Annotated in this window: 15 protein-coding genes; 4 read left to right on the forward strand and 11 right to left on the reverse strand. The window is 60.7% G+C overall.

What is annotated here, in order from left to right; genetic code table 11:
- Nucleotides 1–59: 59 nt before the first annotated feature.
- The 9 genes from AC1RBA_RS13950 to mnmG form a co-directional block, all read right to left on the reverse strand.
- On the reverse strand, nucleotides 60–605 hold the full coding sequence (locus tag AC1RBA_RS13950) for a F0F1 ATP synthase subunit delta (protein WP_034752699.1): 546 nt from the start codon (nucleotides 603–605) through the stop codon (nucleotides 60–62).
- A 2-nt stretch (nucleotides 606–607) separates the two neighbouring features.
- Entirely contained in the window at nucleotides 608–1,078 is a 471-nt protein-coding gene (locus AC1RBA_RS13955; protein WP_034752697.1) for a F0F1 ATP synthase subunit B, read from the reverse strand.
- A gap of 43 nt (nucleotides 1,079–1,121) precedes the next feature.
- Entirely contained in the window at nucleotides 1,122–1,400 is a 279-nt protein-coding gene (gene atpE / locus AC1RBA_RS13960; RefSeq protein ID WP_034752695.1) for a F0F1 ATP synthase subunit C, read from the reverse strand.
- Nucleotides 1,401–1,459: 59 nt separating this feature from the next.
- Nucleotides 1,460–2,269 carry a F0F1 ATP synthase subunit A gene (gene atpB / locus AC1RBA_RS13965; RefSeq protein WP_046681851.1) on the reverse strand — a complete coding sequence of 270 codons (810 nt, stop codon included), beginning with the start codon at nucleotides 2,267–2,269 and terminating at the stop codon, nucleotides 1,460–1,462.
- Nucleotides 2,270–2,320: 51 nt separating this feature from the next.
- Nucleotides 2,321–2,689, reverse strand: a complete 369-nt coding sequence (locus AC1RBA_RS13970; RefSeq protein WP_034752692.1) for an ATP synthase subunit I — start codon at nucleotides 2,687–2,689, stop codon at nucleotides 2,321–2,323.
- 270 nt (nucleotides 2,690–2,959) lie between these two features.
- The gene (locus AC1RBA_RS13975) at nucleotides 2,960–3,844 is read right to left on the reverse strand and encodes a ParB/RepB/Spo0J family partition protein (RefSeq protein ID WP_492418675.1); all 885 of its coding nucleotides are present in this window, start codon (nucleotides 3,842–3,844) and stop codon (nucleotides 2,960–2,962) included.
- Between the two features lie 64 nt (nucleotides 3,845–3,908).
- Complete coding sequence (locus AC1RBA_RS13980) at nucleotides 3,909–4,679, reverse strand: ParA family protein (RefSeq protein ID WP_034752687.1); 771 nt, start codon at nucleotides 4,677–4,679, stop codon at nucleotides 3,909–3,911.
- Nucleotides 4,680–4,847: 168 nt separating this feature from the next.
- Nucleotides 4,848–5,492, reverse strand: a complete 645-nt coding sequence (rsmG, locus tag AC1RBA_RS13985) for a 16S rRNA (guanine(527)-N(7))-methyltransferase RsmG (RefSeq protein WP_492418677.1) — start codon at nucleotides 5,490–5,492, stop codon at nucleotides 4,848–4,850.
- A complete protein-coding gene (mnmG, locus tag AC1RBA_RS13990) occupies nucleotides 5,489–7,438 on the reverse strand; it encodes a tRNA uridine-5-carboxymethylaminomethyl(34) synthesis enzyme MnmG (RefSeq protein ID WP_492418678.1) in 1,950 nt (649 codons plus the stop codon). Before mnmG ends, rsmG begins: the two co-directional genes overlap by 4 nt.
- A 324-nt stretch (nucleotides 7,439–7,762) precedes the next feature.
- Here mnmG and sugE point away from each other — a divergent pair, with 324 nt between their 5' ends.
- From sugE to AC1RBA_RS14010, 4 genes are all read left to right on the forward strand, one after another.
- Nucleotides 7,763–8,083: a quaternary ammonium compound efflux SMR transporter SugE gene (sugE, locus tag AC1RBA_RS13995; RefSeq protein WP_492418680.1), complete on the forward strand. Its 321-nt coding sequence runs from the start codon at nucleotides 7,763–7,765 to the stop codon at nucleotides 8,081–8,083.
- 11 nt (nucleotides 8,084–8,094) lie between these two features.
- Nucleotides 8,095–8,454, forward strand: a complete 360-nt coding sequence (locus AC1RBA_RS14000) for an NADH-quinone oxidoreductase subunit A (protein WP_492418682.1) — start codon at nucleotides 8,095–8,097, stop codon at nucleotides 8,452–8,454.
- Between the two features lie 85 nt (nucleotides 8,455–8,539).
- Nucleotides 8,540–9,697, forward strand: a complete 1,158-nt coding sequence (locus AC1RBA_RS14005) for an iron-containing alcohol dehydrogenase (RefSeq protein ID WP_492418684.1) — start codon at nucleotides 8,540–8,542, stop codon at nucleotides 9,695–9,697.
- A 44-nt stretch (nucleotides 9,698–9,741) separates the two neighbouring features.
- The gene (locus tag AC1RBA_RS14010) at nucleotides 9,742–10,533 is read left to right on the forward strand and encodes an EAL domain-containing protein (RefSeq protein WP_492418686.1); all 792 of its coding nucleotides are present in this window, start codon (nucleotides 9,742–9,744) and stop codon (nucleotides 10,531–10,533) included.
- A 46-nt stretch (nucleotides 10,534–10,579) separates the two neighbouring features.
- Here the strand turns inward: AC1RBA_RS14010 and AC1RBA_RS14015 are convergent, their stop codons facing one another.
- Together AC1RBA_RS14015 and AC1RBA_RS14020 are read right to left on the reverse strand one after the other, a co-directional pair.
- Nucleotides 10,580–12,643, reverse strand: coding sequence for a 3-hydroxybutyrate oligomer hydrolase family protein (locus tag AC1RBA_RS14015; RefSeq protein WP_492418802.1), 2,064 nt, complete (start codon nucleotides 12,641–12,643; stop codon nucleotides 10,580–10,582).
- A gap of 82 nt (nucleotides 12,644–12,725) precedes the next feature.
- Nucleotides 12,726–13,706: a branched-chain amino acid ABC transporter permease gene (locus AC1RBA_RS14020; RefSeq protein WP_492418688.1), complete on the reverse strand. Its 981-nt coding sequence runs from the start codon at nucleotides 13,704–13,706 to the stop codon at nucleotides 12,726–12,728.
- Nucleotides 13,707–13,708 lie beyond the last annotated feature (2 nt).

Below are 13,708 nucleotides of genomic sequence, written 5' to 3' on the forward strand. Positions count from 1 at the left end.
TCTCTCAGCTTGCGCGAGGGGTAAGGGTCTGTCTAAGCTGGCCTGCCGAAGCGCGTGTCTTACGACACCAGTGCAGCGTGCAGTTGCTGCAGCTTGGCGCGCACCGAGGTATCGAGCACTTGGTCGCCAACAACCACGCGCACGCCGCCGAGCAGCGATGGATCCACTGTGACGGCAGGGTTGAGCTTACGACTGAATTTCTTTTCCAGCGTTGCGACCAGCTCGGCCGTTTGGCCTTCGCTCAGATCGAAAGCGCTCGTGATCTCGGCGTCAGCCGCACCTTCCAGGCCATTTTTCAAGGCATGGAATTGCGCGCCGATTTCCGGCAGCAGGCTGATGCGGCCATTTTCGATCAACATCGTGACGAAGTTTTTCACTTCCTCATTGAGCGGCGATTTCAACAACGACAGGATGGTGGCGGCGACGTCGCTTTCCGAAACCTTCGGATTGCGCGCGTACGCCTGTACCTCGGGGTGGCTACCGATCTGTGCCAGTTCGGACACCAGCTCGGACCACGCCGCGAGGTTGCTTGACTCCTTACCAGCTTGGGCTACGCGGAACAAAGCTTCCGCGTAGGGACGGGCGACGGTTGCGAGTTCTGCCATGATTACAGCTCGACAGCAAGACGCTGCAACATTTCGGCGTGAGCCGTAGCGTTGACTTCACGCTTCAGGATCTGCTCGGCACCCTTGACAGCCAGGTCAGCCACCTGAGCGCGCAATTGTTCGCGTGCTTTCGACAGTTGCTGTTCGGCGTCCGACTGGGCTTGCGCAATGATACGCGCAGCTTCAGCTTGTGCATTTTGCTTGATCTCTTCAGCAACCAGCTGCGCGCGCTTTTCAGCGTCCGCAACGCGTTGCGACGCTTCTTCACGTGCACTGTTCAATGCCTCTTGCGCACGCTTTTCAGCGACTGCCATCGAAGCCTGACCTTGATCGGCCGCAGCCAATCCATCCGCGATTCGTTTGGCACGCTCATCCAGCGCGTTGTTCAGCGCTGGAAATACGAACTTCATCGAGAACCAGACCAACACCGCGAAGGTGATCATCTGGCCGATGAGCGACATATTGATGTCCATACCTTTGCTCCTAACTAAAAGTTTCTCCTAGGGTTGGAGCGAATTACTGAGCAACAGCCGTCAGAGCGGACAGGAACGGGTTAGCGAACGTGTACAGCAGAGCAACACCAACGCCGATCATCGAAATAGCATCCAGCAGACCAGCGATAACGAACAGTTTGGTTTGCAGTTGTGGCATCAGTTCTGGTTGACGTGCCGAAGCTTCCAGGAATTTGCCACCCAAGATAGCGAAGCCCAGAGCGGTGCCGATTGCGGCCAGGCCGATGATGATTGCTGCTGCCAGAACGGTCATGCTTTGTACTTGTGCGATCAGAGCTTGCATAAAATTCTCCTAAATTTAAAAACGAAAGATACTAAAAAAACAAAATATAAAGTTAATGATTAATGTTTCTCAACCGCAAGGCTCAGATACACAACCGTCAACGCCATAAACACAAAAGCTTGCAAAGTTACAATCAAGATATGGAAAATTGCCCATGGACCACCCAACGCCCACTGTGCCCACCAAGGCAACAACGCGATCAAGATGAAAATCAGTTCGCCGGCATACATATTGCCGAACAGTCGCAGCGACAGGGAGATCAGTTTTGCAACCAGCTCAACCATTTGCAGCAGGAAATTGACAGGTGCCAGGGCGATCGTGCCGATCAGGCCGCTCGCATGGAACGGTGCCGTGAACAGTTCCTTGATCCAGCCGCCCAGGCCCTTGGCCTTGATCGAGAAGGCGATCACGCACAGCACGACGGACAGCGACATGGCGAAGGTGTGGTTGACGTCGGCGGTCGGCACGGCGCGCAGTTTATGCACGCCAAACCAGCTCAGGATCTTCGGCAACAGGTCAACCGGCAGGAAGTCCATCGCGTTCAACAACCAGACCCACACAAAAATAGTGATGGCCAGCGGCGCGATGACCTTGCTTTTCGCGTGGAAGGCCCCATTAATAGTGTCATTGACGATTTCCATGACCATTTCGACGAAGTTTTGCAACTTGCCAGGGACACCAGCCGTCGCGCGGCGCGACGCCATATAGAAAACAGCCAGGAAAACAAAGCCCAGAATGGCCGAAATCCAGAACGTATCCAGATTGATCATGCCGTCGGCACTTCTCAGGTGGGCCAGATGGTGACTGATGTATTCTGTGGCGTTGGCCGGGGCAGCATGGCCCGCTTCAATAGCGTGTTCTGTGGTCATAATGAATTTAGATTTGTCGTTTCAGAGCTCAACAGGCCCCAAAACCAATGATTAAACAGCGAGCAATGAAAACCAGTATGCTAAGGTTGCCACCGCGAAACCCAAGATCAGCCATAACCAGGCGGCCGACTGAAACAACACCAGTGCCAATATAAACAGCACCGCTGTGATAAATATTTTCACCACTTCTGCGCGCAAATGCGCCCGGAATGCCTTATTGGCGTCGCTAGAACCGCGAACCACCAACAGGGCATACACCAGGCTACCGATGACTGCGATAGCGCCGCCGTATGCGGCGGACCAGCCTCTGACACTGCCACCAAAAAACAGGGTAACCGTGGCAAAACTGATAGCGATTGCTAGCTGCAATGCAACTACTTTGTAGACTGGCTTGGCAATACTTTGTTGTGAATCACTCAATTGCCAAGTTCCCAGAAAAATCTACACACGCAAAGACACGGGATTATAGTTGGCTTTGATCTATAGAGTCAAACGTTGGTGCACCGCAGCAGGGCAATTGCTGCGTGAAACTGACGCTTTACCGACTATTCGCCGCCATTTGCACCACTATATGGCAAAGTCGCTTGTCTGGCCGCTTCCAGCCGTGTTATCAAGGAATCACGTGGTGCATCTGGAAAGCATGGCCGGATCGGCCACACCCGCATGGCCCCTGTCTTTGCAGCTTGCTATTTAACCACGCAAACGTGTCAACAAGCCATCGAGCACGTCAAGATCGGCAAAATCGATGACCAATTGGCCACGGCCTTTGTTGCCCATTTTGAACACCACGGGCGTAGCCAGCGCATCGGACAGCTCTTCTTCCAGGCGCGCGATGTCGCCCGACTTTTCCTTTTGCCGCGGCTCAACCGGGTTGGCCGCTTCCTCGAGCGTGCGGGTGACGAGCTTTTCCGTTTCGCGCACCGACAGGCGCTTGGCCACGACCTGGTTCGCCAGGGTGATCTGGCTGGCCGCATCGACGGCCAGCAGCGCGCGCGCATGGCCCATGTCGATATCGCCGGCCATCAGCATGGTTTGCACGGGACTGGCCAGGTTCATCAAACGCAACAGGTTCGACACGGCGCTGCGCGAGCGTCCCAGCGCAGTGGCCGCTTGCTCATGCGTAAAACTGAAGTCGGCGATCAGGCGGTGGATGCCCTGCGCCTCTTCCAAAGGATTGAGGTCTTCGCGCTGGATGTTCTCGATCAGCGCCATCGCGGCGGCGGCCAGGTCGTCCACGTCGCGCACCAGCACCGGCACTTCCGTCAGGCCGGCCAGCTGCGAGGCGCGGAAACGGCGCTCGCCTGCGATAATTTCATATTTGACAAGTCCGCTCAGGGTGTCCTGCCCGATCGGGCGCACCAGGATCGGCTGCATCAGCCCTTGCGCCTTGATCGAAGCGGCCAGTTCATTCAAGGCCCCCTCGTCCATGCGCGTGCGCGGCTGGTACTTGCCGGCTTGCATTTGTGATACGGGCAAGTTCGACGGTTGTGTCGTGTCCGGACTGGCAAAATCGCCGCCGCCGCCCAACAGGGCGTCGAGTCCGCGACCCAGTCCTTTTAATTTTTTCGTAGCCATGCTGTCCTAATCGTGTTTTCAGAGTAAGCGCTTACATCAAACTGTGCAGGCGCCCGCCTCTTGTTTACATATGTTTGATGCGCTCGACCATCTCGGCGCCGAAGGCGATATACGCCTGGGCACCTTTCGAGCTGGGGTCGAAGGTCACGCCGGGCAAGCCGTACGACGGCGCTTCGGCCAGGCGCACGTTGCGCGGGATGATGGTATTGAAGACCTTGTCGCCGAAGTGCTGTTCCAGCTGCGCCGACACTTGTTGCGATAATGTCATGCGCGGATCGAACATCACGCGCAGCAAACCGATGATCTTCAAATCCGGGTTCAGGTTCGCATGCACCTTCTTGATGGTGTTGACCAGGTCGGACAAGCCTTCCAGCGCGTAGTACTCGCACTGCATCGGGATGATCACGCCATGCGCGGCGCACAGGCCATTCAGGGTCAGCATCGACAATGCCGGCGGGCAATCTACCAGGATGAAATCGTATTCGCCGTCCACTTCGGCCAGCGCATCCTTCAGGCGGCGTTCGCGGTTGTCGAGTTCGACCATCTCCACTTCGGCGCCGGCCAGCTCGCGGTTCGACGGCAAGACATCGAAGCGCCCCGCTTCCGAACGCTGGCGTGCCGTTTTGACATCGGACTCGCCCAGCATCACTTCATAGGTCGACGCCTTCAGGCCGGCCTTGTTGATGCCGGCGCCCATGGTCGCATTGCCCTGCGGGTCGAGGTCGACCAGCAGCACGCGCTGGTTCAACTTGGCCAGACCGGCGGAGAGGTTGACGCTCGTTGTGGTTTTACCAACACCACCCTTTTGATTTGCTACACAAAAAATTTTGGCCATGTATCTTCTAGTTGTAAAGAGATGCAAACTTCATCGTGCGCCCCGGCATCTGGCCGAAACGATTTATACTGTTTATTTTATTTATACGATATAAATCGTTTATATGGTTTATATCATTCATACCGTATAAACTATTTATATGATTTATACCGTTTAATTCCGCGGCCTTTAAATTCTTGCTATAAAGACCAGATGACGCTCTGCATTTAGCCCTGGCACCTGGATCGCCCGTAATTCCGTCACTTTCCAGTTTGCCGGCAGTCGCTCGCGCTCGTCTGGCGGCGCCACCCCTTTCAAGGCGATGAATTGCCCGCCCTCGGCCAGCACGTGGTGCGACCAGTTGACGAAGTCGGACAGGTCGGCAAAGGCACGCGAGGTGATCACGTCGAATTTTTGCGCCACTTCCAGCTGTTCCACCCGTTTCGTGTACACGGTGACGTTGGCCAGGCCCAGTTCCGCCTTCACTTGCGTCAGAAAAGCCGTCTTTTTATGCACCGTGTCGATCATCGACACCTTCACATCGGGCCGCGCGATGGCCAGGACCATGCCCGGCAAGCCGCCGCCGGCGCCCACGTCGAGCACATGCTTTGCATCCGCGAACGCCGGCACGGCGGCCAGCGAATCGAGCACGTGCAAGGTCAGCATCTGCAGGGGATCGCGCACCGACGTCAGGTTGTACACGCTGTTCCATTTGGCCAGCAAGGCCAGGTAATCGAGCAGTTTTTCCGTCTGATCCGCGCTCAGGTCGAGCCCCAGCGCGGCGATGCCTTCATTCAAAATCTGGGCCAATGCGGCCCGGTCAAACTGCTTCATTCAACAACCTCGTCCTTTAAAGTGGTGGTCTGTATTTCGGCTTGCCCTGCGCCAAAACCGCGCTTTTTCAGATGCACCAGCAGCAGCGAAATCGCCGCCGGCGTCACGCCCGATATGCGCGATGCCTGGCCCAGGGTTTCAGGGCGCTGCTTGTCGAGTTTTTGCCGCACTTCGACCGACAGCGCGCCGATATCGAGGTAATTGAAACCTTCCGGCAAGGCCAGGTTTTCATAGTGTTCATGGCGCTCGATTTCCTTGCTCTGGCGCTCGATGTAGCCCGCATATTTGAGCTGGATTTCCACCTGCTCGCGCACGGCGGGGTCTTCCACGCCCGGGCCGGCCAGGGCCTGGCCTTCCATGCCCGTCATGCTCATCAGGGTGTCGTAGGCCACGTTCGGGCGGCACAGCAGGTCCGCCAGCGAGTACTCGCGCTCGATGGCCTGGCCGACGATGCGTTCCGATTCGGCGGCCGCCAGGATGCGCGGATTGACCCACGTGGAACGCAGGCGCTCGAGCTCGCGCGCCACCGCTTCGCGCTTGGTCTCGAACGCTTGCCATTGGGCGTCGCCCACGCAGCCCAGCGCGCGCCCGATTTCCGTCAGGCGCATGTCGGCATTGTCTTCGCGCAGGCTCAAACGGTACTCGGCGCGGCTGGTGAACATGCGGTACGGTTCCTGCACGCCCTGGGTGATCAGATCGTCGACCAGCACGCCCAGATAGGCCTCGGAGCGGCCCGGTACCCAGGCTTCCTTGTCCTGCGTCAGCAAGGCCGCATTCAGGCCCGCCAGCATGCCTTGTGCGGCCGCTTCCTCGTAACCGGTGGTGCCGTTGATCTGGCCGGCGAAGAACAGGCCGGCAACGGCCTTCGTTTCCAGCGAGGCCTTCAAGCCGCGCGGGTCGAAATAATCGTATTCGATGGCATAGCCGGGACGCAGGATGTGGGCGTTTTCCATGCCCTTCATCGACTGCACCAGGGCGATCTGCACGTCGAACGGCAAGCTCGTGGAGATGCCGTTCGGATAGAACTCATGCGTCGTCAAGCCTTCCGGCTCGAGGAAGATCTGGTGCGATTCCTTGCCCGAGAAGCGGTGGATCTTGTCTTCGATCGAGGGGCAGTAACGCGGGCCCACGCCTTCGATGACGCCCGTGTACATGGGGCTGCGGTCCAGGCCGGCGCGGATGATGTCGTGCGTCTGGCTATTCGTGTGCGTGACCCAGCATGGCACCTGGCGCGGGTGCATGGCCGTGTTGCCCATGACGGAAAACACGGGCACGGGATCGAGGTCGCCCGCCTGTTCTTGCATCACGGAAAAGTCGATCGTGCGACCATCGATGCGCGGCGGCGTGCCCGTTTTCAAACGGCCCTGCGGCAGTTTCAGCTCTTTCAAGCGGGCCGACAGCGAGATGGCGGGCGGATCGCCGGCGCGGCCGGCCGAATAGTTATTCAAGCCCACGTGGATCTTGCCGTCGAGGAAAGTGCCGGCCGTCAGCACGACGGCGCGCGCGAGGAACTTCAGGCCGATCTGCGTCACGGCGCCGACGACCCGGTCGCCTTCGACGATCAGGTCATCGACCGCTTGCTGGAACAGCCACAGGTTAGGCTGGTTTTCCAGGCGCGTGCGGATGGCGGCCTTGTACAAAATACGGTCGGCCTGGGCGCGCGTGGCGCGCACTGCCGGGCCTTTCGAGGAATTCAGGATGCGGAACTGGATGCCGGACTCGTCGGTGGCAATCGCCATCGCGCCGCCCATGGCATCGACTTCCTTGACCAGATGGCCCTTGCCGATGCCACCGATGGAGGGGTTGCACGACATCTGGCCCAGTGTCTCAATATTATGCGTGAGCAATAGCGTCTTCTGCCCCATGCGGGCGGAAGCGAGGGCCGCCTCGGTACCGGCGTGACCACCACCGACAACGATGACGTCGAATTCTGTAGGAAATAACATGATAAATAGGCAACAGTGCAAGTAAAAATGCGGGAAGAGAGCTCCGATTATAGAGTCTTTTTGCGAACGCAACCTTCCACGGGTCAATTTTTGCTTAATTTTTACTCAGCGAGGGCAAGTCGACAGCGATTTTTGTTTCACGTGGAACACGCAGCGGTGCCAGGACAGGCCCGCGCCGCGCTGCGGGGTCCGGCAATGTTTGCTACAATTGCCGCATCGTTCGCCCCGTGCTCACGCCAGTGGCCAGCGCGACGATCATCCAGGAGGACGGCCTCCCCCATCATGGGAACACACCGGGACGGCCCGCTCTGTATAGGAGCCGCCATGGCCTGGATACTGTTAATAATTGCCGGCATGTTTGAAGTCGTGTGGGCATACTCGATGAAACTCTCCGAGGGTTTCACCAGACTCACTCCCTCCGTTGTAACCGTCGTCATGATGATCGCCAGCTTCGGCTTGCTGTCGCTGGCCATGCGCACCCTGCCCCTGGGCACGGCTTACACCATCTGGACGGGCATCGGTGCCGTCGGCGCCTTTATCGTCGGCATCGTCTTTCTGGGCGAACAAGTCAATGCTATGCGCGTGTTCGCCGCCGTGCTCATCGTGTGCGGCATCGTGCTGATGAAACTGTCATCGAGCCACTGAGAGGAATCCCCATGCTCCTCGAACACTATTTTCCCGTCCTGCTGTTCATTCTGATCGGCATCCTGGTCGGCATCGTGCCCATGCTGCTGGGACGCGTACTGGGGCCGCACAAGCCCGATCCGCAAAAAATGTCACCGTACGAATGCGGCTTCGAGGCGTTCGGCGATGCGCGCATGAAGTTCGACATCCGCTTCTACCTGGTCGCCATCCTGTTCATCCTGTTCGATATCGAGGTGATCTTCCTGATGCCGTGGGCGGCCAACGTCAACGAACTGGGCTTGCCCGGCTTCTGGGCCGTCATGGGCTTTCTCGGCGCGCTGGCCATTGGCCTGGCCTATGAATGGAAGCGCGGCGCGCTCGAGTGGGAGTAAGCTCCGCTTTTGGTTCCACGTGAAACAGGCACGGGGCAGGAAAGCGGAGTATGCTGGACTTCTGTCTTCACTGTCAGGAGCATGCATGTCCGCCTTCCAGTTCCGTACCGTGCCGCATCTGATCGTTGAACCGGGCGCCGCTGCCCAACTGGGCGCCCATATCGCCCACCACTTCCCCACCGTGCGCCGCGCCCTGCTCGTCACCGACGCGGGCTTTTTGCGCACGGGTCTGGCCGATGCACCGCTGCGCAGCTTGCAAGCGGCGGGCATCGAGGCGCATGTCTTTTCCGATGTGCAAGCCGATCCGCCCGAAACCGTCGTGCTGGCTGGCGTGGCCCAGGCGCAGATGTTTCACGTGGAACTGATTATCGGCCTTGGAGGCGGCAGCTCGCTGGACGTGGCCAAGCTGATCGCCGTGCTGGCGCCCGGCCACCAGGAACTGACCCAGCTGTACGGCATCGGCAACGTGCACGGTCAGCGCCTGCCGCTGGTGCAATTGCCGACGACGGCCGGCACGGGCTCGGAAGTCACGCACATCGCCATCGTCACCACGGGCGCCACCAGCAAGATGGGCGTCGTCGCGCCGCAACTGTATGCGGACCTGGCCATCCTCGACGCCACGCTGACCTTGGGCTTGCCGCCCGCCGTAACGGCCGCCACCGGCATCGACGCCATGGTGCATGCGATCGAAGCGTACACCAGCCGCCTGCTGAAAAATCCCTTGTCCGACATGCTGGCCACCCAGGCGCTGTCGCTGCTCTCCAGCAACTTGCTCGCAGCCTGCCGCGATGGCAGCAACTTGCCGGCGCGGCAAGCCATGCTGCTGGGCGCCATGCTGGCCGGCCAGGCGTTTGCCAATGCGCCCGTGGCCGCTGTACATGCGCTCGCCTATCCCATCGGCGGCCTGTTCCACGTGCCGCATGGCCTGTCGAACGCGCTGGTGTTGCCGCACGTGCTGCGTTTTAATCTATCCCATGCGGCGCCCCTGTATGCGCAACTGGCGACCGTATTGCAACCCGGCATCACGGGCAGCGAGGAAGCGCGGGCCGAGGCCCTGATCGACGCCATGCAGGAGATTGCCGTGGCTACCGGTATCGCGCGCACTCTGCGCGAAGTGGGCATCACGTCCGGCGACCTGGACCGCCTGGCCGATGAAGCCATGCTGCAAACGCGCTTGCTGGGCAACAATCCGCGTCCCCTCACGCGCGCCGATGCGCGCGCCATCTATGCGGCCGCACTGTGAACCAGCAGACGGAATCTGCCAACCCACCCAGCTACACTGACGCCATGACGCCTCCCGACATCCCCATTCATCCCGACAGCACCCACTTTCCGTACGGTGCCTGTGCCGGCTGCCATGACAGCGCGCCGCTGCCGTTTGCCTTCGAGTATGCCTATCAGCCCATCGTCGATCTGGCCACGCGCAGCATCTATGCGCACGAGGCGCTGGTGCGCGGCCCGAACGGCGAAAGCGCGGCCAGCGTGCTGGCGCAAGTCAACGACGCCAACCGCTACCGCTTCGACCAGGCGTGCCGCGTCAAGGCCGTGGCCGGTGCAGCGCGCCTCGGCATGCAGGGCTTCCTGTCGATCAATTTTTTGCCCAACGCCGTCTACCGTCCGGAAGTGTGCATCCGCAGCACCCTGGAAGCGGCCAGGCTGCACAGCTTCCCCACCGATAAAATCATCTTTGAAGTGACGGAAGGCGAACGGGTGCAAGACCGTCCCCACTTGGTCGAGATTTTCCGCGCCTACCGGCGCTTCGGTTTCCAGACGGCCATCGATGATTTCGGCGCCGGCTATGCGGGCTTGAACCTGCTGGCCGAATATCAGCCCGACATCATCAAGATCGACATGGACCTGGTGCGCGGCATCGATACGCAGGCGCCGCGCCAGGCGATCGTGCGCGCCATCGCCAGCCTGTGCCGTGAGCTCGGTATCCGCGTGCTGGCCGAAGGCATCGAGACACGCGCCGAGCGCGACTTCCTAGCCAGCTGCGGCATTTCCCTGATGCAGGGCTACTGGTTTTCCAAGCCCGTCTTCCAGGGACTGGGCCAGATCGCCGAGTCGGCCTGGGAATAAAAACGGCCACGTGAAACGTGGCCGCAGGTTCCACCAACGATACTGGCTAGTTGGGAATATCGACGACAGTCCCCGTCACGCTGACGGCATTGGCGGGCGCCGGCGCCGTGGCGATCGCTGGCACGTTGACATTCGTGATCAGGGTCGACGCATCGGCACGCGTCACCGTGCGCACCACCTGCGATGGCGGCAAGGCTTGCTTGGCGTTCAAGTGCGCATACATGGCGTCCAGCGCCCGGTTCAGGTAGACGTGCAGCGGTACGATCAGGGTCGGCAAGGCGCTGCTGAAGGAATCGAAATGGTTGGCATTGGTCACCTCGATATAGCGCAGCTGGCTATTTGCCCCTTCCACCGCGGCGTTCAGGCCAAGATAGGCACGCGAGGCGTGATTGACGGGAATCAAGGTGTCGCTGCGGCCGTGCACGATGATGGCCGGCTTGCCGTTCAACTTGCCGCTGGCCGCGACTTCGGCCATGCCAGCCCGCACGCGCACGCTCTGCCCGCCCAGGGTGCCCTGCAAGTTGGCGCCGCTGACGGCATCGCGCCCCGTCGCCAGGCTGCGCAGGCACAGGAAGCCGTCGAGCGACTGGTCCGCCAGGCTGGTCGATGGCGACACGCCGGCCGTGTAGACTTTGGCGCCGCCCACGCTGTTCTCGTACACGACATTGCCGAGGATGCCGTTTTGCGCGGCAAAGCTGGCCGCCTTTTGCGCCGACGTGAACGCGATCGGATTGCCGCTGCCGTCCGTCTGCGCAAACGTGAAACCGCAGACTTTATCGGTCACGGAAAATTTCCCGTAGGCATACGCATACGTGACGGCCACGAGGATGTTCGTGCCCGCGTGCGAAGCCTGCAGCGGATCGGAATCGACCAGCCAGCCATACGCGCGCAAGCGCTGCTTCGCGTCCGCCTGCTGCGCCGCCAGGTCGGCGCCGTTCAATAAGCCCTTGGCCACCAGCGCCGTGCAGCGTCCCGCATTGCCGGCCACGGAAGCGATGCACGGCTGATACAGGGCCGCATAGGTGGCGTAGTCGAACAGCGCGCGGCCCGGATTGGCCACCACCGCCCCGCCCTGGCGCACGCTGTAGGCGTTAGATGCCACCGGCTGGATTTGCGGTTCGCTGGCCGCCACGCCGCTGATCAAGCCTTTCGTATCCTGTTCCGCCGCCAGCAAGGCCGAGCCAGCGCCGTTGGAAATGCTTGAGGCGATCGTGATGGTGTTCTTCGGCGTCAAGCGCACGATGCGCGAACTGCCGTCGCGGGCCAGCACGCCGTAGCGTTCATTCAAGACGTAATACGCCATCTCGACCGCCTGCAAGGTGACCTTGCCCCAGTCCTTCTCCGGGTTCTGCTGCGAGTGCGCATGCTTGAAGGCGATGCGGTTCGGATAGGCGCCAGACCAGGCCAGCCGGTCCGCGTCGCTCAAGTCGGGCGCGAAGAGCGCGTTCTTGCCGGCGGCGACCCTGCCCGCGCGCACGCCGTTCTGCAGGTTGACGCTGTCGTCCTCGAACACATACAGGCCCGTGCCGGAACCCTTGTCCGCATACGCCACGGCGCAACCTTTTTTCAGGCCCCATTCGCCCGAGCTGCCGATGGCGCCGTAAATGCCGCGCGAGCCGCTGGACGTGCCCGTGACGATGCAGGCGCGGTCCGGGTCGAAGCTGGCCGGCACCTGCACCATCAGGGTGACATTTTTCTTGCCCGTGCCATCATCGGCATAGGCGATGTATTCGCTGCCCGCGACCAGTCCCTCGCCCGGCCCCACGTTGCCGGCCGCATCCACGTTCGGCCCGTACAGGGTGCCGTAGCCGCTGTTGGCGGCGATGTCGAGCACGGCGCGGTAATTGGCATAGATCGCATTGCGGCGCAGCTCGAGCGGCGTCGGCTGTTCCGCATTCGCATACGCGGGGGTGGCGCCCGCCAGCCCCGTCTTGCCCAGCCCTGCCGTCAGCAGATCGTTCGTCTTGCCGTCGTAGTCGGCGCGCGCAATCGTCCCCAGGTAGCTGGGCATCTGGTTCAGTTCTTCCGGCGCATGGTTGCTGCCGCAGGCTGCCAACGCCAGCAGGGTGCACAGGCTCGTGCCAACAGTGCCCGCGCGCGTGATCGTCATTTGCATGGTGGTTCTCTCCGTTGAAGTAACAGTGGACGCACAATGAAAAACGCCGGACGATCCGTCCGGCGTTGCTTGAAAATCAGACAGCGGCTTTGGCATTCCTGCCGCCGAAACGCGCGATGGCTTCGCCGACGATGCCGCGCCGGAACAGCAGCACGCAGATGACGAAGATCACGCCCGTGACCATGCCCACCGATTCACCCAGGGTGCCGAACCACTCGATGCCCGTGTGCGTGGCCAGGTAGGTGCCGACATCGCCCAGCTTGTTTTCCAGCGCGATGATCAATACGGCGCCGAGGATGGGACCGGACAAGGTGCCCATGCCGCCCACCAAGGTCATCAGCACGACCAGGCCCGACATGCCCCAGTACACATCGGTCAGGGTCTCAAAGCCCAGCACCAGCGTCTTGGTGGCGCCGGCCAGCGCGGCCAGCGACGCCGACAGCACGATAGCCATCAGCTTGTACTTGTTGACGTCGTAGCCGAGCGAGATCGCGCGTGGTTCGTTTTCCTTGATCGCCTTGAGCACTTGTCCGAACGGCGAATGGATGGTGCGCACGATCAGGGCGAAGCCGGCGACAAAAATGGCCAGCACGACGTAGTACAACACCGTGTCGTTGGCCAGGTCTATCGTGCCCAGCAAGGTTCCACGTGGAACACCCTGCAAGCCATCCTCGCCGCCCGTGAACGGCAGGCGCAAGGCCAGGAAGTACACCATCTGCGCCAGCGCCAGGGTGATCATCGTAAAGTAGATGCCCTGGCGGCGGATCGCCAGGCCGCCGATCACGAGGCCCAGCAAGGCGCCCGTGGCGACGCCGGCCAGCAAGCCCAGTTCCGTCGGCCAGCCCCAGGTGCGCAGCGCATAGCCGGTGACATAACCGGCACCGCCGAAGAAGGCCGCATGGCCGAACGACAGCAAGCCCGTGTAGCCGATCAGCAAGTTGAACGCGCAGGCAAACAGGGCAAAGCACAGCAACTTCATCAGGAAGACGGGATAGCCGTAAAACGGGGCCGCCAACGCCAGCAGCAGGGCAATGGCGTAGCCTACATTCTTATTCATCG

It is taken from the genome of Janthinobacterium sp. GW823-FHT03B06, from assembly GCF_058796955.1.

What these genes read in the sequence shown, in the direction of transcription:
- atpE (WP_034752695.1), bottom strand. Translation starts at nt 1,400, where the DNA reads ATGCAAGCTCTGATCGCACAAGTACAAAGCATGACCGTTCTGGCAGCA.
- mnmG (WP_492418678.1), bottom strand. Translation starts at nt 7,438, where the DNA reads ATGTTATTTCCTACAGAATTCGACGTCATCGTTGTCGGTGGTGGTCAC.
- AC1RBA_RS13975 (WP_492418675.1), bottom strand. Translation starts at nt 3,844, where the DNA reads ATGGCTACGAAAAAATTAAAAGGACTGGGTCGCGGACTCGACGCCCTG.
- sugE (WP_492418680.1), top strand. Translation starts at nt 7,763, where the DNA reads ATGGCCTGGATACTGTTAATAATTGCCGGCATGTTTGAAGTCGTGTGG.
- atpB (WP_046681851.1), bottom strand. Translation starts at nt 2,269, where the DNA reads ATGACCACAGAACACGCTATTGAAGCGGGCCATGCTGCCCCGGCCAAC.
- AC1RBA_RS14005 (WP_492418684.1), top strand. Translation starts at nt 8,540, where the DNA reads ATGTCCGCCTTCCAGTTCCGTACCGTGCCGCATCTGATCGTTGAACCG.
- AC1RBA_RS13955 (WP_034752697.1), bottom strand. Translation starts at nt 1,078, where the DNA reads ATGGACATCAATATGTCGCTCATCGGCCAGATGATCACCTTCGCGGTG.
- AC1RBA_RS13950 (WP_034752699.1), bottom strand. Translation starts at nt 605, where the DNA reads ATGGCAGAACTCGCAACCGTCGCCCGTCCCTACGCGGAAGCTTTGTTC.
- rsmG (WP_492418677.1), bottom strand. Translation starts at nt 5,492, where the DNA reads ATGAAGCAGTTTGACCGGGCCGCATTGGCCCAGATTTTGAATGAAGGC.
- AC1RBA_RS14020 (WP_492418688.1), bottom strand. Translation starts at nt 13,706, where the DNA reads ATGAATAAGAATGTAGGCTACGCCATTGCCCTGCTGCTGGCGTTGGCG.
- AC1RBA_RS13980 (WP_034752687.1), bottom strand. Translation starts at nt 4,679, where the DNA reads ATGGCCAAAATTTTTTGTGTAGCAAATCAAAAGGGTGGTGTTGGTAAA.
- AC1RBA_RS14015 (WP_492418802.1), bottom strand. Translation starts at nt 12,643, where the DNA reads ATGACGATCACGCGCGCGGGCACTGTTGGCACGAGCCTGTGCACCCTG.
- AC1RBA_RS14010 (WP_492418686.1), top strand. Translation starts at nt 9,742, where the DNA reads ATGACGCCTCCCGACATCCCCATTCATCCCGACAGCACCCACTTTCCG.
- AC1RBA_RS14000 (WP_492418682.1), top strand. Translation starts at nt 8,095, where the DNA reads ATGCTCCTCGAACACTATTTTCCCGTCCTGCTGTTCATTCTGATCGGC.